Raw genomic sequence first — 17,763 nt, forward strand, 5'->3', positions numbered from 1 at the left:
GGTGCCCCCACCCGTACCCGGACGACCCAAAGTGTGCGGTTCGACCAATTTCCATTCCCGTTCGCTTAATTCATGGCGGCGTAGCATGCCGCTAAGCTACGACCACTGTCCACACTCCCTAGTGAAGGAGTAGGCAGCAGCAATTCAGAAAACTGCTTATAGCTAACCATCTTTCCGTCGCGCATACCCTCCAGGTTCTTGTTCAAATCGCCGATAAAGGCTGGCGTTTTGAGGTAATGCCTGAAAAAATCATCCGTGCCATCCTTCTTTCTGCGAAGAATGATATAGGCGGGGCTACAAATGCCTTTGTAGGTAGAGTACTCAATGCCACCCTGAAAAGACCTGAGACTAATGATGAAGTCACCGATTTCCACGACTTTGTAGCTTTCCACGCTTTTTTCCGTGACCACTACATTGTAGTCAATCAGCTCCCTAGGAATTGCCCCGTGCTCTTGCGTAATGGCAAGAATGGGCAAATCTGAATTATGGTCCTTATTCGTGATTTGGTCGAACAGCTTATTACCATTCAGGTACGCCCACTCTCCTGCCTCCCGGAACTCCGGAAAGCGTAGTTTCGGCACCGCCGTATTTGTTGTCTCGTTACTCATAGGTTGTCGTTATCGGCCGGCAGTTCGCGGGTTAGGATTTCGTGCAGGCGGGCTTGCAACAGCTTTTTATCGGGCAGCTGCAAGGTGTATTGGGCAATGAGGGCGGGCGAGAGGTTGCGCGAAAGGGCATACTCCACCACTTCCTCATCCTGGTCGCGGCACAGCAGCACCCCGATGCTGGGGTTTTCGTGGGGCTTTCTCACGTCGCGGTCGAGGGCTTCGAGGTAAAAGCCCAGCTGGCCCAGGTGTTCGGGCATAAACCGGCCAATCTTCAGCTCAAAGGCCACCAGCGCCGCCAGGCCCCGGTGGAAAAACAGCAGGTCGATGTAGAAGTCCTGGTTGCCCACTTGCAGCCGGTATTCCTCACCCACAAAGATGAAGTCGTGGCCCAGCTCCAGGATAAAAGCTTTCATGTGTTGGAGCAGGGCGCGTTGCAGGTCGGCCTCGCTGTGCGCTTCGGGCAAGCCCAGAAATTCCAGCACGTAGCTGTCTTTAAACGCCTGGCCGGCAGCGGGGTGTATTTCTCTCAACACCGTTGAGAGTTTTGCCTCGCCTAGCCGGCTGCGCTCAAACAAGCTGGCCGAAATCTGGCGGTCAAGCTCCCGGAAGGCATATTTTTTCTCCCGTGCCAGATGTAGGTAGAATGCCCGTTCATCCGCAGTCTTACACCGCGAAAAAATGGCCAGGTTGTGCGACCAGGGCAGTTCCCGCACCAGTCGAACGAGGGCAGTGTCGGCCGCGTAGGTTTCGTAGAACTGCTTCATGCGCCACAGGTTTTTGTCGCTGAAGCCCTTCAGCTCCGGCGCGTGCCGGGCAAGGTGGCGGGCCAGCTCGGCCACCACACCTTTGCCCCACGCCTCGCGCTGCACCTTCTGGCTGATGACCTGGCCCACCGACCAATACAAGTCAATCAGGGCCGTATTCGCCTGCGCGAACACGGCCTGCCGCGTCTGCCGGATGCGGCCCAACAGCTCATCAAACGCCGGCTGGTGGTCGGTCGTAAGGCCGTTACTCATACACTGCCAACCCGGATATTTCGCGGCCCTGCGCCATTTTCTTCAGCAGCGGCATGAGTTCGGCCATCAACTCGCCTTCTTTGGCGGCGCGGGTTTTCCAGCCCAGGCCCAGCGGGGCCAGCAGGTCACCCAGCGCCTCGCCGTCAAAAATCATCCGCCGCAGAATGCCGTCCACGAAGGCCGTGAGGGCCTCCGGCGCCAGCCCATGCCGGACGGCAATGGTGGCCTGCTCGGCGGCAGTTTTCTGCTCCTTGAATACCTGGAAGCCTTTGCGGATTTCGGCCTCGCTGAAGCCGCGGTTGGTGGGAAGGCCAGCAAAGTAGTCGGTCAGGTCGTCGGCCTCATCCATAAGGTTGGCACTGGAACCCAGCAGGGCAATAATTTGCTCGCGGGTGAGCTTCTGCTTCTGCGGGGCCTGCCCAGTGCTGGCTGCCATCAGGCCCATGATGTAGTCGTAGTCAATCACGGCCGAGGCGAAGAGCACGAACTCGAAATCCAGCTGGTCCACCGCCGGATTGTCGCTGCCGCCTTTGCCCTGCTGGTCGCGCAGGCGCTTGGCGGTTTCCAGATACTGGCTGCGGAAGGCGCGCAGGTCGTCGGTGGGCAGTAGGGTTTCGAGCTGCTGCTGCTCGGACGCGCCCAGGTCGGTGTACTGGTCGAGTTGGGTGCGCAGCCGCTGCACTTCCTTGAACTTCTCCACGAACTGGCCCCGGGCGGCGTCGCCTTTCAGGTTAGCCACGTCCTCGGGGGCGGTACTTAGGCCCTGGGCCTGCATAAAGGTTTCTAGCTGCTGTACGGCGGCTTCGTAGCGCTGCAGCACCACAGGCGCGGGGTCCACGAGCCATATTTCCTTGGCCCGGCTTTTATCCACGCCCGAAAATAGGGCAATGGCCGCGTCCACGGCCGGCTGCTGCTGCCGGAAGTCGAGCACGTTGCCGTAGGGCTTGGTATCGTTCAGCACGCGGTTGGTGCGCGAAAATGCCTGAATCAGGCCGTGGTGCCGCAAGTTCTTGTCTACGTACAGCGTGTTGAGGTATTTCGAGTCGAAGCCCGTGAGCAGCATATCCACCACAATGGTGAGGTCGATGCGCTGCCGGCGCGGGTAGTCGGCCACCGGCCACTTCTGGTCTTTGATACGCTGCTGCACATCTTGGTAATACCTATCGAACTCGCCGATGGTGTGGCTGGTGCTGTACTGGGCGTTGTAGTCGGCAATGATGGTTTTGAGGGCCGCCTTCTTGCCTTCGGGGTCTTCTTGGTTGTCCTGCTTTTCCTGCTGCAGGTCTTCCTGCAGCTGCCGCACGTCGGGGTTACCCTCGGCGGGCGGCGAAAACACGCAGGCCACGTTCAGGAGCAGGAAATCGGGGTCGGCTGCCAGCCGGCGCTGCTGCGCTTCCTGGAAGAGACGGTAGTAGGCAATGGCGTCGTTGATGCTTTGGGTGGCCAGCACCGCGTTGAAGCGGCGGTGGTGGGTGGCGGCATCGTGCTTGTGCAAAATGGCTTCTACCACGGCGGCCTGCGCGGGGGCTGCTCCGGCCCGGGTCGGCGTCTTGCCATCGGGCTTGAAATAGTCGACGTGAAAGCGCAGCACGTTTTTGTCCTCAATGGCGTGCGTGATAGTGTACGCGTGCAGACGCTTCTGGAAAATGTCTTCCGTGGTTCGGTAGGAGCCTTCCTGCCCATCTACTTGGGTGTAGGTGGCGTTTTCCTCGAAAATGGGCGTACCCGTGAAGCCGAACAGTTGGGCCTTGGGGAAAAACTCCTTGATGGCTTGGTGGTTTTCTCCAAACTGCGAGCGGTGGCATTCATCGAAGATGAAGACCACCCGCTTGTCGCGCAGGGGCTGCAACTGCCCCTTGTAGTCCTGGCGGTGGCTGGGGTCGAGGGCAATACCGAGCTTCTGGATGGTGGTCACAATGACCTTGTCGGCGTAGTCGGGGGAGAGCAGCCGGCGCACCAAGGCCCCGGTGTTGGTATTCTCCTCCACGCAGCCCTCCTGAAAGCGGTTGAACTCTTCCCGCGTCTGGCGGTCGAGGTCTTTGCGGTCCACCACAAAGAGGCATTTCTCAATGTCGGGGTTGTCCTTGAGCAGCGTCGAAGCCTTGAACGAAGTAAGCGTTTTGCCGCTGCCGGTGGTGTGCCAGATGTAGCCGTTGCCCCGGTTCTCATGAATGCAGTCGACAATGGCCTTCACCGCGTAAATCTGGTAGGGGCGCATCACCAGCAGCTTCTGCTCGCTTTCCACCAGCACCATGTAGCGGCTGATGGTTTCGGCCAGCGTACACTTAGCCAGAAAAGTAGAGGCGAAGTCATGCAGGCCGCTGATGTTCCGGTTGTCGATGTCCGCGTACTGGTACACGGGCAGGAACTGCTCGTCGGCCGAAAAGCTGAAGTGCTGAGCGCGGTTGTTGGCGAAGTAGAAGGTAGTAGACCGGTTGGAGACAATGAATAGCTGGATAAAGCACAGCAATGTGTTGGTGTAGCCATTGCCGGGGTCGGCTTTGTAGTCCACGATTTGCTGCATGGCACGGCGTGGCGTTACTTCCAGCGTCTTCAGTTCCAGCTGCACCATTGGCAGGCCGTTGATGAGCAAAATAACATCGTAGCGGTGGTGGCTGCTGGCGGTGCTGATGCGTAGCTGGTTCACCACCTCAAAATCGTTCTTGCACCACTCTTTGATGTTGACGAGGGTGTAGTTCAGCGGCGTTCCATCTTCCCGGATAAAGGTATTTTTTCCACGCAGCGTTTTGGATGCCAAGAACACGTCGGGATTCACGATTTCATCCCGCAGGCGACTGAACTCCGCGTCAGAGAGTTGCACACAGTTCAGGGCCTCGAACTTCTGGCGAAAATTGGCTTCCAACGTGTCTTTGGTGCGGATATCGGGCCGGTGCGTGTATTTCAGCCGGGTTAGCTCACCGATAAAGCCGTATTCTATTTGCGCTTCGTTGACCATGGACAATAGTTGCTGTTTGCCGGAGCCAAGCGCCGGCTTTTTATCCGTAAAACTACCTAGCTGAATAGGGACTCGGAAGCGTCCCACAGAACGAGTTTCCGGCTTCCGCAGCCTAATGACGCAATATCGGCAGAATAGCCGATGAAGAGGAGACCTTTTGGCTACCTAGAGCAGTGGGGTTGATTTTCTTTCAGAAAGCTGAATCTTTGCTCTGCCAAAAAAGTATCCGCCACATCGGCTTTGCCGGTGCTGTTTGGCTGGTACCGTATCCTTCCTCGGTCATAAGCCTCAGCTTGTTGTTTGACCGGAAGTCCACCCCGCTGAGGGTGGTTTTTTTTGCTTGCTACTCCATGCCGCTCCGTCCTGCCCGCCAGTTCAGAAGTCGGCCATCACCTTAGTACTACCCTAGTCTGTATGACGTTTAATGATGATTCCGCCGAACGATTTGAAGCCGACTTCCCCTCGTTCGATGCCTCGTTTGCCGTAACGTACGAAGACGCGCTACGCCTAGTGCGGGGGTATCTACGCTCCTGCGAGCCGGCGGAGCTTCTGGACTGCTGCGCGGACTTGAACCTGGCCGTCGATGCGGAGCAGCTACGCCGGGTGTACTATGGTCCCCTGGTTAAGCAGGAGCCCAAATTAATTCAGAACCTATTGGGCGTATTCGGCTACCAGGCCCTGCTGCTGGGCTTCGATGTCGGGCCGATACGAGGCAAGACGCGGTATATGCTCTTCCTGAAGACCAAGGGCCGTCTGGAACGCTTTCAACAGGAGTTGGCAGACTTTGATGCAGCAGTATAGAAGCGGTCATTCTTCCAATCGGGCGGATTTACACGCTAAGCATGACGGCCTGGGGAGCACAGAACCCCCTTTTTGGATTACTGTCCACAGCCGCTAGCTCCTGTACAGGCCACTAGAGTTGGAACAGAATTTCCCGGTAAGGAGCAGTGCAGCTTCTCCGTATTTTTGAGCTTCCCTCTTCCTATCGTTCCTGCGCATGGACCAGCTCCGCCTGATAGAATACCAGCCGCGCCACTGGCGCGTGGTGTACCCGGCAGTCGTGCTGGAGCACGAAGCGTTATTCCAGCAGGGTAAAGCGCTGCACACCTCTGTGCCGCAAGAGGCGGAGCGAATCTACCGGCGTATTATGGCTGCCTGCGGGGAGCTGCACCTAGACGCGGTTTCGCATTTGGGAATGCTGCTCAATAACCGAACGCCCGGCTTGGGCCTTACCTATCTCATGCAGGCCTTTATGCAGGCCCGGCTACTGTTTCCCAAAGCCTTTGAGGAAGGTCGGGACGTATTGCTTTATGAGTCCACTGGTAATGGCTTCGTGCTAACGGCCTATTATGCCATGGGTGTCGAGTTGCAGAAAGCGAAGCGATGGGCCGAGGCGCTGGCCCTATTTGAATTCCTAGTGCTTATCAATCCAAAGGACAACCACGGGGCAGGAAGGTGGATTGCGGGCCTGAAAGAGCGGTTAGCTACCACGGGAGGCAATCCGGACCCAGCGGCAATTTCGCTGGTTGGACCTTAGCCTGTGGCAATCGACTCCGGAAAATTATGGAATCAGGTGGTGCTCCTGATGGCCTTATCGGTCAGCTTTTGGACTACATACCTAACCACGGCTAAATCTGCGCTGTGTGGCGTCTTCGACCAGTGAAGCAGGTACAGTTCAGTCTTTATTGGCTGCATCTCTCCTACGCGCTGTATCCTGGGTAGAACGGGCTGTTCGTTGTGTAGGCAGCGCTACGCTTTGTCGGAGTTAGCCAGGTTGGGGCAAGCCAGAGGAATGGGACATAGGTGCGAGATGGAAAGTATATGCCTTATAAAAATAATAGTATTAAATAGTAAAAAAGTGCAATCCCGCGATTTGCGGTTTGTGCCTTTTTAGACTGTTTTGTTTGGCTTGATTTTTCGTTTTTATACCCTAAATGCTTTTTTGATATTCGCGGACTAGATAGTCGTTTTTTACTGAGTAGTAAACTTTCTACAAGATAGTTTTACTATAAGGAGTAAACCGCCAAAAGGTAAGTTTTGGACAGGTAAAAAGTAAGCTTTGGACAGTTTCTGAACATGTAAAAGGTAAGCTTTGGACAGATATACTGACCTGAAGGGTAAGTTTTGGACAGGTAAAAGGTAAGCTTTGGACAGGTGCTTATCCACACGAAGCATTAATCAAAAGGTAAGTTTTAGACAGGTGCCTGGAAACAGCGTCGCCTGCTGTTAGAGTCGCTTATGAGCTAAAAAGGTAAGTTCTGGACAGGTGTAGAAGTCTTATTTTATCTGAACTCGCATCCTGTCGGTAAGATTGCAGAGTGCAAGACCAAAGTAAAAAAGTAAGTTCTGGATAGGGCTTTATGCCTCTGGCTTGGCAAAGGGTAAGTTTTTGACAGGTGCAACGACGACTAGAAAGGTAAGTTTGCTTCCTCAAACAAGTTGCTACTTTCTTTTTTGCCGTTATCTTGCATTACCGGATAACACTACCAACGATACTCTTATGGCTGACAAGCGTGTAACACGTTCCTCCTCCGTTCCTATGCTGGAGTTGGACCTCAAATACGAGCCGGAGTACCGCGGCGAGGTCAAACAGCACTGGAACGTCACGTTTGCTCACCAGAAGAAAATCTCGGTGTATAGCAAGCGCATCTTGGCCAGGGTCATCGACCAGATTCGGGACAACGACTACCAGCTGCGTGAATTCTACCAGATTCACGTTTCCTCGATTCTGGAGGGTACGGATATCGAGATAGACACGGCGTACTCAAAAATCAAGGGGGCCCTCTACGAGTTGGCCGATGTAAAGTGGGAGTTTGAGAGCATCGACCGTTCGGAATGGTACTTCCGCCACCTTCTGGATACGACCAAGGAGCGGCGGGTAGGCTATAAGGATGGAATCATCACCATCCTGCTCAATCCACAGCTGGCCCCCTACTTGGTGAAGGCAGCTCACTACAGCAAGTTTCCGCTTCATGGCTACATGAATCTGAAAAGCTGGTACAGCATGCGGTTCTTCGAGATTCTGTCAGCCTTTCAGGACAAAGGATTCTGGGAGGTACCAGTTGAGGAGTACCGGCAGTACATGGATTGCTGGTACGAGTACGACAAGCGTGGGCAAGTCAAAAAGGACAAGGATGGTAACCCCTTGCTGAAGTACCCCAAGACCAAGCTTCTGATTGATTACACCATGAAGGAGCCGTTGAAAGAACTGGCGGGCACCGACTATGAATTCACCTTCACCCCCATCTACGAAGTCACGCGGGCGGTAAAGGGCCGGAAGAAGATTATTCGCCTGCGCTTCGACCTGAAGAAAGGGCCGGCGCTCAAGGACATTCCCGAGTCCTGGCTGCAACATACTGAAACCGGCAGCATCGTCCAGCGCCTACGTGAGTGGAAGGTAACGGACCGGAATATTGTGCAGTATGCTCCTATTCTTAAACAGGCCGGAGTGTTGGAACTACTTCGCGCCTGGGAGTTGAAGAACCGCTCAAATCGGCACATAGACGATAAGCTCCGCTACTGCAACGCGGCGTTCGTTCGCGCCGGTAAGCAAGCACTGGAGGATGCCAAGCAGGCCAAGATTGACGCAAAGCACGAAGCGGCTGAGGCGAAGCTTATTGTGCAGCAGGCGTTGAATTTATAGTACTGATTTGCCTAATAGGGACAGCGCTAGAGTTGGAACGGAAAACAACGCTAAGCCCGGCTGGATGGCTTAGTCCTCAAATTGGCTGTTGTACAGGTCCCCCAGCGCCTCCGCTTCAGCGTCCTGCTCATTGTCGTCTAAGTAGTCGCGCTGCTCATCCTCGGGATATTCCGGGTATTCCTCGCTGTCCTGGTTGTCGGCCAAATCCTCGCCCGGCTGCGGCGGGTAGTCCGGTATCCAGTCGTCAGCGCGGTTGATAGCCGGATTATTCCCGTTGCTCTCGTGCGCTTGGTCGCTGGCGCTGCTCCACTGATTAATATGCTCCTGCTCGGCTAGGGCCTGTTCATACGCTTGGTGGCGCTGGGTGGCCCCGCGTAGCTCATGCTCCTGCACCTGCTCGGCCGCGTCCCCAATCGCATAGTGGGCGGCCAGCAGCTCCCATAGCGTGGCCAGCGCTGCGCTGTGTGTGTCGAGCATGTAAATCTGTCGGGGCTCGCGCTGCTGGCAGTTAAAGCGCTGCACGGCCGCACGGCCGGCTAGAACAGCGTGGCGCATTGCCGGCTCCCCATCGGCCGGGAAAGCAGGGCCGGTAACGTAATACTGACCGCCCAAGCACATCACATTACCCAGCAGCGTACCCGGCTCGGAACTGCCGCAGATAGCTGGGTTGGTCAGGAAGCGGCGGCCTTCGCCGTGGCGCATAGGCAGAAATTGCGTGGCTACGGCTCGGTAAGTGGGCACAAGAATGGTGGAAGCAGACATGGTACAAGACTAAAGTGAGACGATGGAAACGGCGGGGGTACGCTGTTATCCCTAAGCGGCAATGGCCAGCTGACTGCCGAAAACGCAGTTGGCGCGGGCGTTGAGGGGCTTGCGGCGGCTGGCTTTGGCATGGTGGGTAGTCTCCGTTACCAGCCCCAGGAAGCCGGCCGCGTGGCAGTAGCCCTTCACTTCGGCCTGCTCGATGTGGCCGGCACGGCTCACGGCTACCGTGGCTCCGATAGCCGGCACCGGCGCTTGGCTTGACCAATGCAGACCGCCGGGCAGCATCGTCAGGCGCGGTGCGGCGGCAAACTCTTCTACCGGGGCAATGCGCTGCTGATATGCATCCTCGCGGGCCTGCGCCTTGGCGGCGGCTACGGCGCGCATGTGCGCAAGACGGTCTGCGGGAATGCGGCGGGCGGGGCGGTACGTGCGTTTGGCTTTCATCGGGGCGGTTGGGGAAAAATGAGTGATGGACATATCGGACTAGAACCAAGGGGCAGCCTCCCACGCCGCTAGCTCGTCGGCCGTGAGTGTCGCGGGCTGCTGCAACCCCTCATCAGCGGGGTCATAGCGGTCAGCTAATACCTCGCCGGGTGCAAGCTCAAAAGCGTCGTAATGCATGATTCAGGAGTGATTTTGAGTTCGTTTCCTATACTTACAAAACCCCAATACCATCAATTTAGTTGCATTTAATACAATTAATATTTGTACAAAATGCAAATAATTGCCCGCATGAAAGTGCCAACACTAATTGAGCGAGCCAGTGGCATTACGCTGCTGCCAGACCATTTTTTCCCCATTGCCCCCTGCTGTTTGAGATGTATGGGTGTTGTTAAACAAATAGGGTAAAACCTCCGAGTCCATGGCTAAAAGGGGTTCTTATTCCCAAAGGGCGGATTTACACGCTAAGCACTTTTTAGCTTCTGGGCGTAATTGTAGACGGTGCCATAGGCCAGGTCTAACTGCTTGATGACTTGATTCATAGATAAGCCATTGTGCAGAAGCTTCGCAATGGCCTCCTGCTAAGACTGGGCCAGTGGCGGACGGGCCACATGCTTGCCCTGGGCTTTGGCCCGGGCCATGCCGGCGCGCACGCGCTGGCTGATGAGCGCGCGCTCAAACAGGGCCAGCGAGGCCATGACGTGGAACACCAACTCGCCCATGGGCGTGGTCGTGTCGATTTTTTCCTGGTAGGAGACGAAGTCCACCCCTAGGCTCTGGAATTCCTTCGGCGCGTTGACCAGCGCCTGGGTCGAGCGGGCAAAGCGGTCGTAGCGCCGGACCAGCACCGCGTCGAGCTACCGGTTCTTGGCCGCCGCCATCATCCGTTTGTACTGAGTTCATTCCTCGCTGGTACCCGAGGCCTAGTCCACGTATTCATCGACAACGGCAAAGCCGCGGCGCTGGGCGTACTCGCGCAGCGGCCGCAGCTGCGTTTCCGGGGCCTGCCCTTTGTCGAGGGTGGAGACGCGGGCATAGAGCGCCACGCGGGTGGGCTGGTCGGTCGGGTTGGCGGGCATCGGAGGTTATCAAAAAGGAGTTCCTTGTTGATAGGCATCACGCACCCGCTCTACAGCGTAGCATCAGTCTTTCTCAGGCAGTACTATAACCTTCTTTGATAACCGGGCTTAGCGTGTAAATCCGCCCTTGTGGCAAAAGAACCCCTTGAAGCGGCCCTGGTCTTTTTGTCCAGCCACTAGTTGCGTCCGTCCATGTTAATGCTTTCGGAGAGGCAGCACCTTTGTTATATCAATTCACCTAACCCCCACTTCCATGAAGAATGTAGGATTGCTGGTCCGGCTCGAAGCGAAGCCCGGTAAAGAGCAGGCAGTACTCGATTTTTTGACGGGCGCTCTGCCCCTGGCTCAGCAAGAGCCGGCTACCATAACCTGGTATGCTATTCAGCTGGCGCCGGCCACCTTCGGTATCTTTGATACCTTTCCGGATGAAGCAGGCCGGCAGGCGCATCTTAACGGCCCTATTGCCGCTGCGTTGATGGCCCATGCGGCCGACTTGCTGGCCGTGCCGCCTGTCATTGAACAAGTAGCTATCTTGGCTGCCAAATAATTACCAGCCCCTAAAGCGACCTATGCCCAGGCATAGGTCGCTTTAGGGGCTGGCGGGCAGTTCGTCCAGTTGGCTAGCTGCTATTCTTCTCACGCGATGGCGATTGACTGTCTCCTGCTAACTCATCCGCACACGGGTGAACTAGCGTTTCGAAGCTACTCCTTTAGCGACGACACCCCGTTTAATTACTTACAACGCAATAATTATTACTCCCTCATTCTGCTTACGCAGGGCAGCGGCGAGCTACGCGCCAACTTTGCCACCTACCTGTTTGCTGGCAGTACGCTGTGTTGTTTTGGCCCTTACCAACCTTACACTATCCAAGCCAGCACCGCTGTAGCGGGCCTGGTCCTGGATTTTCATGCCGACTTTTTCTGCATCTACCGGCATCAGCAGGAGGTAGCGAGCAATGGCATCTTGTTCAACACCATTTTTGAGCCGCCCTTCTTCCCGGTTACAACAGAGGCGGTGCGTGAATTTGCCGCCCTGGCAGCTGTGATGCAAGAGGAAGTACGGCGTCAAGAGGTAGCACAACAAGAGTCCATCGTATTATATCTGAAGCTCTTTTTGCTGAAAGCTATCCGTATTCGTACGGCACAGCCCGCGTTAGGCACCGAGCAGAACCCGTCTGGCCGGGAGCCCTGGCTCCTGCAGCAACTTCAAGATGCCATTAATACGCACTACCGCCACCTGCACACGGCCGGGGAGTATGCCGACCTGTTACGAGTTCCCGCCCGAAGCCTAACGCGCCTAGTCAAGTCCCATTATCAGAAGACGCTCAGCCAACTCATCACGGAGCGAATCATTATGGAGGCCAAGCGCGAACTGTACCTAACCAGTCAATCCGTCAAGGCCATCGCCTTCGCGCTGGGCTTCGGGGATGAATACTATTTCAGCCGCTTCTTCAAGAAAAATACGGCCGTATCGCCGCAGTTTTTTCGTGAATCAGTTGGGTTCGCAAAAGCAGAAGAAAGCTAGCGCTGTTGAGCTGCTAGCGTTTGGCTGGAGAAATCGTTTTTCTCAACCAGGCCGCGGGCTTTCTTCTATAGGCTGCTGGCTCCCAAAGAGACCCCATACGGCGCATGGTAGATAAAAAAATTATAATTATATAGGTAATTTAGGTGGTGTTAAACAAATAGGGGAAAACCTCCGAGTCGTCCGGTTAGGCTGACGTGTTCCGGCTTGGCTGGCGCTGCAGCTTGGCCAGGTAGTTTTTCAGGGAGAGGTACTTGCCGTACTTCAGGTGCACGGCCACGATGGTGGCCAGCGGCACGCCCAGTGCGTGCAGGTGCAGAATCCGCTCGCGGTCGGCGTCGTACATCGACGACTGCACCACACCCTTGGGCTTGCCCAGCGCGATGCCCTGCTCGCGCCGCGCCCGCAAGCCTTCCTTCGTGCGCTCGGAAACGAAGTCCCGCTCTAGCTCGGCCAGCATGGCGAAAATGGTGAGCAGGATTTTGTGGGTCATGTCGCGGTGATTCTGCGGGTCCAGGTCCAGGCCCTGCTTGACCAGAATCAGCCGGCACCGCTTCTGGTGAATCAACTCTTCAATCAGGCCCAGCACTTCGCGCAGCGAGCGGCCCAGCCGGGAGAGCTCGGAGACGATGACCGTATCGCCGGCAGCAACCTTGGCCAGCAGCTCGGGCAGGCGGCGCTGCCCGGCGGTGCGGCGGGAAGACATTTCTACTTCAATCCACTCGTCGAGGGTCCAGCGGTGCTCGACCAGGTAGCGGGCGATGAGGCTCTTCTGGCTCTCGGCCGATTGGGCGCTCGTGGAGACGCGGACGTAGCCAAATAGCATGGGCAAAACGGGCAGGGTAGCGATAAGGTAAATGCGCTTCGTAAAGGTACCGGTTTTCGATACCTTTACATGGACGTTAACGCTATCATGGGTGGGTAGAAATAACGGTCGTTTACACCATCGCCTTTTGGGTAGCTTATGGCTACGCACCTGCGGATTCACCTGGGCAAGGAACGTGAGCTCTACGAGCAGCCCCCGCTGGTACCAGCGGCCGAGCAGGCCCGGGTCTTTGCCGTCCCGGATTGGGCGGATGTTCACTTGGCCCGGATGCTGGCGCCGGGCAACCGCGTCGGGTTTGTCTTGCAGCTGGGCTACTTCCAGATTAGCCAGCGCTTCTACGTGGCCACCCGCTACCACGCGGCCGATGTGGCGTACGTGGCCCAGCAGCTGGGCCTGGGGCCCGCCGACTTTGACCCGCTTCGCTACGCCGATGCCCGCTATTATGCCCACCAGCAGCTCTTGTGCGAGCAACTGGGTATTGCGCGGTTCGAGGCGGCCGCGGCGGACCGGCTGTACCAGGAGGCGGTCCGCCTAAGCAGCCAGCACCTGAAGCCGGCGTCGGTCTTCGATTACCTGGTGCTGTTTCTGCACGAGCACCGGCTGGAGCTGCCCACCTACAACACGCTGGCCGACCTCATCACGCGGGCCCTGCTCGCGTTCGAGAAACGGCTGCTCCACCGCTTGCAGCAGCACCTGCAGCCCGGCGAGCAGCGCTTGCTGGACCGGCTGCTGGCCGCCGACGACCCCGACGCCCGCGAAGCGGAGGCGGACCGGCGCTACCCGCTCACCTTTCTCAAGCGCATTCGCCAGGGCCTGCGCCCCGGGGAAATCCGCGAACGGGTGACGCACTTCGCGTCCCTGCGGCGGCTCTTCGAGCAGCTGCAGCCGCTCTGGCAGCGCCTGCGCCTCTCGGACCAAGCCAAGCCATCACCTACTACGCTGAGTAAGTGCTGCGGGCCCAGGCCGCGCAGCTCTACCGCCGCGACGAGCGGCGCTACCTCTACCTGCTCAGCTTCGTGGTGCACCAATACTATGAACTCGGCGACGCCCTGGTCGATACGCTGCTGCAAACCGTGACCAGCACGGTCAATTCCTGTAAGGAGCACGTCAAGGAAACGCTCTACCAGCAACGAGCTGCCACGCAGCAGCTGACCAGCCAGGTCACGGGCCGGGGTTACCGACACCTGCAGGCGCTGACCCAGATTCGTGCCCTGGTCGATGCCCCCGACGTGCCGGCCGAACAGAAGCTGGCCCGTATCGACGCGCTGCTGCAGCGCCACCAGGTCACGGCCGCGCAGCTGAGCGAAGACCACGAGCACCTGGAGCAATTGCGCCAAGCCACCGAGCAGCAAGCCGGCGAAGCCCTGTTTCACGAAGCGCTGGCTGCGGCGTCGTTGCGCCTGCAAACCAAGCTCGGGGCGTTGGTCAAAGCGCTGGTCGTCGACGAGGCGACCACCCGCGCCGACCTGTGGCGGGCCGTGCACTACTACCAGCAGCACGACGGGCACCTGGGCGCGCAGGTGCCGCTGGACTTTCTCTCGCTCACGCAACGGGCCTACGTCCTCGATGCGCAAGGTCGGTTACGCACCTCCCTTTATAAAGCCCTCCTTTTTTTGGAGATGGCCATGGCCATCAAGTCCGGCCAACTCAACTTTACGTGCTGTTACCAGTACCGGGCGTTTGAGCACTACCTGCTGCCGGCCGCGCAGTGGGCCAAGCAGCGCGAGGCCTTGCTGGAGCAGGCGGGCCTGAGTGCCTGGCGCGACTTTGCCACGGTCCAAACGACCCTACAGGCGCAGCTGCAGGCCCAGTTTGCCGCCACGAACGCCCACCTGAGCGGAGCTGACAACCCGCACGCGCACCGCACCCCGGCCGGGCGCTACCGCCTGACCACGCCCCGGTTGCCGGCCGAGCAGCCCCGCCTGCCCGCCCACCTGTTTCCCCGCCACCGGGTGGTGCCCTTGCGCGAGGTGCTCACCAGCGTGGCCCGGCTCACCCAATTTGACACGGCTTTTGGCTCGTTGCCCAGCAAACACGCCCGCACGCCTCCGCCCTTGTCGCAGCTGCTGGCCACCCTGGTGGGGCTGGGCTGCAACCTGGGCCTGCGCCGCCTGGCACAAGTCGCGCCCCAAGTGGACGAGGCGGCCCTGCAGCGCCTGGCCAGCACCCATTTCTCGCTCGACAACCTGCGCCAGGCCAACGAGCTGATTCTGGATTTCACCCGCCGGCTGCGCCTGCGCGAAGCCTTTCGGCTCTCGCCCGACGTGCTCCGCAGCAGCAGCGACGGGCAGAAATACGACCTGGCCGTGGACTCGCTCAGCGGCAGTGCCTCGTTCAAGTACTTCGGCAACCGGCGCGGCCTGACGGCCTACTCCTACGTGGACGAGACGCTGCTCGTCTTCGATTCGACCGTCTTCAGCGCCGCCGACCGCGAGGCCACGCACCTGCTGGACGGGCTGCTGCGCCACGCCGTGCGGCCCACCGACGTGCACAGCACCGACACGCACGGCTACACGGAGGTTATTTTCGCCGTGACCCGGATGCTGGGCATCGCCTACGAGCCGCGCATCCGCCAGCTCACCAATCAGCAGCTCTACAGCTGGGAGCCCGTGGCCACCCACCGCCAGCTGGGGCAGACGCTGCTGCCCGACGCCCGCATTGACCCCGAACGCATTGCCCGCCATTGGGACGAGGTGCTGCGCCTGGTCGTCACCCTGAAGCTGCGCCACAGCGAGGCGTCGCGCCTCTTCGGCCGCCTCAACTCCTATGCCCGCCAGCACCCGCTTTACCGGGCCCTGAAAGAACTGGGCCGGCTGGTCAAAACCGAGTTCCTGCTGCGCTACGTCGACCAGGTCGAGCTGCGCCAGCGCATCCACAAGCAGCTCAACAAGGGCGAAAGCGCCCACCGGCTGGCCCACGCCGTCTGGCACGGGCGCAACCAAGAGTTCCACGCCGCCACCCGCTCCGAGCAGCTGGTGGCCGAGACCTGCAAGCGCCTGCTGATGAACGCCATCGTCTGCTGGAACTACCTGCACCTCTCCCAGCACCTGGCCCAGTTGCCACCCGAGCAGCAGGCCGCCACGCTGGCCACGCTCTCGCCCTTCGCCGTGCTCTCCTACCGCCACCTGAACCTGCACGGCGAGTACGACTTCTCCGACCAACCCCTGCCGGCCGAAGCCCCGTTTGACATGGACCTGATTGCTACCTGGCAGCCGCCAAGCAAACCGGCGTAGGGCCGAGTCGGAGGTTTTACCCTATTTGTTTAATAACACCCATGATGGCGGTACCAATTGGGCATAGCCCAGCTGGGCCCCTAATAATAGGGGCATCAGTAATGATTTTTTCATAAATTAGTAGGAAAAAAGAGGGAAAAAGAAAGAAAAGAGAAAGCAGCTCTACTTGTAAATCACATCAAATCGACCATCAGTGATACTGATGATTTTGGCCCCGGCAATCTCTTTCGCTTTGAACTCGAAGGTGCCGGAAACAATGTGTTGAATAGTATCTAAGCGGGTAACAACTACTTTCCCAATGTAGGCTGGGTTAGTAACGTACCACTTATCTGGGGTGTAGCTTGATTCCACAAACATCCCGTAGGAGGGAGAGCCCGTACCTTGAGTTGGTTGTCCTTCCTGAATTAAATCATAGGTTCCAGCAGCCTTTAAATCACTAATCACTAACTTAATGCTTGTGCCACTTAGCGGTATCTTTTCATCATTAGTGGAGAAGATACCGCTTACGCTAAATTCGCGGGCGCCAGCGTACTCGAAAACACTAGCTGTAAGGGGCTTAGGGCCAAACATCACGCTGTTACCCGCTCTCCAATTCTGACCGTCTACTTTAGCGCCCATCGTATTGGCGCCGGTTTGAGTTGGCTCAGGCAGTTGAGGACCTGCCGAATCATCCTTTTTGCAGGCTCCGAGGGTGGCGCTAAGCAGCAAGGGCAGCAGGGCACGTAATGAGGAATGGGCGGAAACGGACATGGCTGACAAATAGGAAGCTGGTGAATTAGACAAACAACTAGGCTGTGTCTGAAAAGTGGTGTTGCAAAATGCGCCGAATACAGGCCAACAAGGCCATGTTGAGGAAGTGTGCGTCATGTTTGTCGTAGCGAGTAGCCACGCGGCGGTGCTCCTTGAGCGAACCGAAAAAGCGCTCCACGACGTTGCGGCGGGCATACCGTTGCGGCTCGATGCGCGGCGGGCGGCCGCGTCGGCGGCAGTGCTGGCCTGCGGCAGGCCGGCGCCGCGGAATGACCGCGCGAATGCGGCGCCGGCGCAGCCAGCGGCGGATGTGCTGTGCGTCGTAGCCGCGGTCGGCAATGAGCTGACGCGGCCGGCGGCGGGCGCGTACCTGCTCGCACAAGGGCTCGAACTGCGGCGCGTCGTGGCGCTGCCCGGCCGAGAGCTGCAGGGCCAGTGGCGTGCCGGTTCCGTCGCAGACCACGTGCAGCTTCGTGGTCAGACCACCGCGGCTGCGCCCGAGGCACTGGGCTTTTTTTTCGCCCCGCCGGCCGCGCTTTTCGTGGCGCGCACCGTGGTCGAGTCCACCAGCCACGTGTCCAGGTCGAGCAGCCCATCTTGGTCCAGGCGTAAGCGCAAGGCGGCCAGCACCCGCTCGAAGGTGCCGTCCGAGGACCAGCGCCGGAACCGCTCGTAGGCCGTTTGCCACGGGCCGTAGCGCGCCGGCAAGTCCCGCCACGCCGCGCCCGTGCACAGGATCCACAATAAGGCGTTCCACAGCGGCCGGTCGTCGCGCCGCGGCCGGCCCGTGCGCTGCGGTGGCAACTCGGCTGCCACCACGGCCCACTGCGCATCCGTTAACTCGTATCGTGCTGCCATACTCTAAGTTAAGCAACACCACTTTTCAGACACAGCCAAACAACTAGGCAAGAGGTCAAGACCAAA

General features: G+C 58.3%; 15 protein-coding genes and 2 pseudogenes. 7 read left to right on the plus strand and 10 right to left on the minus strand.

From position 1 onward, the window contains the following. Positions 1-65: 65 nt before the first annotated feature. From FY528_RS19070 to FY528_RS19080, 3 genes are read right to left on the minus strand one after another with little or no spacing between them, the layout of a single operon-like run. On the minus strand, positions 66-608 hold the full coding sequence (locus tag FY528_RS19070; protein WP_222931840.1) for a hypothetical protein: 543 nt from the start codon (positions 606-608) through the stop codon (positions 66-68). Beyond that, positions 605-1,624: a PDDEXK nuclease domain-containing protein gene (locus FY528_RS19075; RefSeq protein ID WP_149072627.1), complete on the minus strand. Its 1,020-nt coding sequence runs from the start codon at positions 1,622-1,624 to the stop codon at positions 605-607. Before FY528_RS19075 ends, FY528_RS19070 begins: the two co-directional genes overlap by 4 nt. Continuing rightward, entirely contained in the window at positions 1,617-4,580 is a 2,964-nt protein-coding gene (locus FY528_RS19080) for a type I restriction endonuclease subunit R (protein WP_149072628.1), read from the minus strand. Before FY528_RS19080 ends, FY528_RS19075 begins: the two co-directional genes overlap by 8 nt. Before the next feature lie 414 nt (positions 4,581-4,994). Between FY528_RS19080 and FY528_RS19085 the strand changes: the two genes are divergently transcribed. The 3 genes from FY528_RS19085 (at position 4,995) to FY528_RS19095 (ending at position 8,223) form a co-directional block, all read left to right on the plus strand. Then, positions 4,995-5,381, plus strand: a complete 387-nt coding sequence (locus FY528_RS19085; protein WP_149072629.1) for a hypothetical protein — start codon at positions 4,995-4,997, stop codon at positions 5,379-5,381. Between the two features lie 196 nt (positions 5,382-5,577). Continuing rightward, positions 5,578-6,117, plus strand: a complete 540-nt coding sequence (locus FY528_RS19090) for a hypothetical protein (RefSeq protein WP_149072630.1) — start codon at positions 5,578-5,580, stop codon at positions 6,115-6,117. A gap of 963 nt (positions 6,118-7,080) precedes the next feature. Further along, complete coding sequence (locus FY528_RS19095) at positions 7,081-8,223, plus strand: replication initiation protein (protein WP_149072631.1); 1,143 nt, start codon at positions 7,081-7,083, stop codon at positions 8,221-8,223. Positions 8,224-8,292: 69 nt separating this feature from the next. Here the strand turns inward: FY528_RS19095 and FY528_RS19100 are convergent, their stop codons facing one another. The 4 genes and pseudogenes from FY528_RS19100 to FY528_RS19110 all read right to left on the minus strand — a co-directional run bounded on the left by FY528_RS19100 (position 8,293) and on the right by FY528_RS19110 (position 10,508). Continuing rightward, complete coding sequence (locus tag FY528_RS19100; RefSeq protein ID WP_149072632.1) at positions 8,293-8,985, minus strand: hypothetical protein; 693 nt, start codon at positions 8,983-8,985, stop codon at positions 8,293-8,295. 51 nt (positions 8,986-9,036) lie between these two features. Next, the gene (locus tag FY528_RS19105) at positions 9,037-9,432 is read right to left on the minus strand and encodes a hypothetical protein (RefSeq protein WP_149072633.1); all 396 of its coding nucleotides are present in this window, start codon (positions 9,430-9,432) and stop codon (positions 9,037-9,039) included. A 39-nt stretch (positions 9,433-9,471) separates the two neighbouring features. Next, positions 9,472-9,609 (minus strand): hypothetical protein, encoded by a 138-nt coding sequence (locus tag FY528_RS21355; protein ID WP_187632199.1) that lies wholly within the window; start codon positions 9,607-9,609, stop codon positions 9,472-9,474. 401 nt (positions 9,610-10,010) lie between these two features. Next, positions 10,011-10,508: pseudogene (locus tag FY528_RS19110) on the minus strand (recombinase family protein). Between the two features lie 253 nt (positions 10,509-10,761). On the opposite strand from FY528_RS19110, the gene FY528_RS19115 reads away from it, so the two are divergent. Then, positions 10,762-11,055, plus strand: coding sequence for a putative quinol monooxygenase (locus tag FY528_RS19115; RefSeq protein ID WP_019949546.1), 294 nt, complete (start codon positions 10,762-10,764; stop codon positions 11,053-11,055). 96 nt (positions 11,056-11,151) lie between these two features. Beyond that, positions 11,152-12,033: a helix-turn-helix domain-containing protein gene (locus FY528_RS19120; RefSeq protein WP_019949547.1), complete on the plus strand. Its 882-nt coding sequence runs from the start codon at positions 11,152-11,154 to the stop codon at positions 12,031-12,033. Between the two features lie 184 nt (positions 12,034-12,217). On the opposite strand, the gene FY528_RS19125 is transcribed toward FY528_RS19120, so the two are convergent. Beyond that, entirely contained in the window at positions 12,218-12,856 is a 639-nt protein-coding gene (locus FY528_RS19125) for a recombinase family protein (protein WP_149072634.1), read from the minus strand. A 138-nt stretch (positions 12,857-12,994) separates the two neighbouring features. On the opposite strand from FY528_RS19125, the gene FY528_RS21675 reads away from it, so the two are divergent. Together FY528_RS21675 and FY528_RS19135 are read left to right on the plus strand one after the other, a co-directional pair. Then, positions 12,995-13,933 carry a DUF4158 domain-containing protein gene (locus FY528_RS21675; RefSeq protein ID WP_149072635.1) on the plus strand — a complete coding sequence of 313 codons (939 nt, stop codon included), beginning with the start codon at positions 12,995-12,997 and terminating at the stop codon, positions 13,931-13,933. 548 nt (positions 13,934-14,481) lie between these two features. Next, the gene (locus FY528_RS19135) at positions 14,482-16,089 is read left to right on the plus strand and encodes a Tn3 family transposase (RefSeq protein ID WP_262384063.1); all 1,608 of its coding nucleotides are present in this window, start codon (positions 14,482-14,484) and stop codon (positions 16,087-16,089) included. Positions 16,090-16,251: 162 nt separating this feature from the next. Here the strand turns inward: FY528_RS19135 and FY528_RS19140 are convergent, their stop codons facing one another. Together FY528_RS19140 and FY528_RS19145 are read right to left on the minus strand one after the other, a co-directional pair. Then, positions 16,252-16,839: a Riean_0653 family protein gene (locus FY528_RS19140; protein ID WP_149072637.1), complete on the minus strand. Its 588-nt coding sequence runs from the start codon at positions 16,837-16,839 to the stop codon at positions 16,252-16,254. Positions 16,840-16,876: 37 nt separating this feature from the next. Continuing rightward, positions 16,877-17,697, minus strand: a pseudogene (locus tag FY528_RS19145) (IS5 family transposase). Between the last annotated feature and the right edge of the window lie 66 nt (positions 17,698-17,763).

The sequence above is a fragment of the Hymenobacter lutimineralis genome, assembly GCF_008271285.1.
Taxonomy (GTDB): Bacteria; Bacteroidota; Bacteroidia; order Cytophagales; family Hymenobacteraceae; genus Hymenobacter; species Hymenobacter lutimineralis.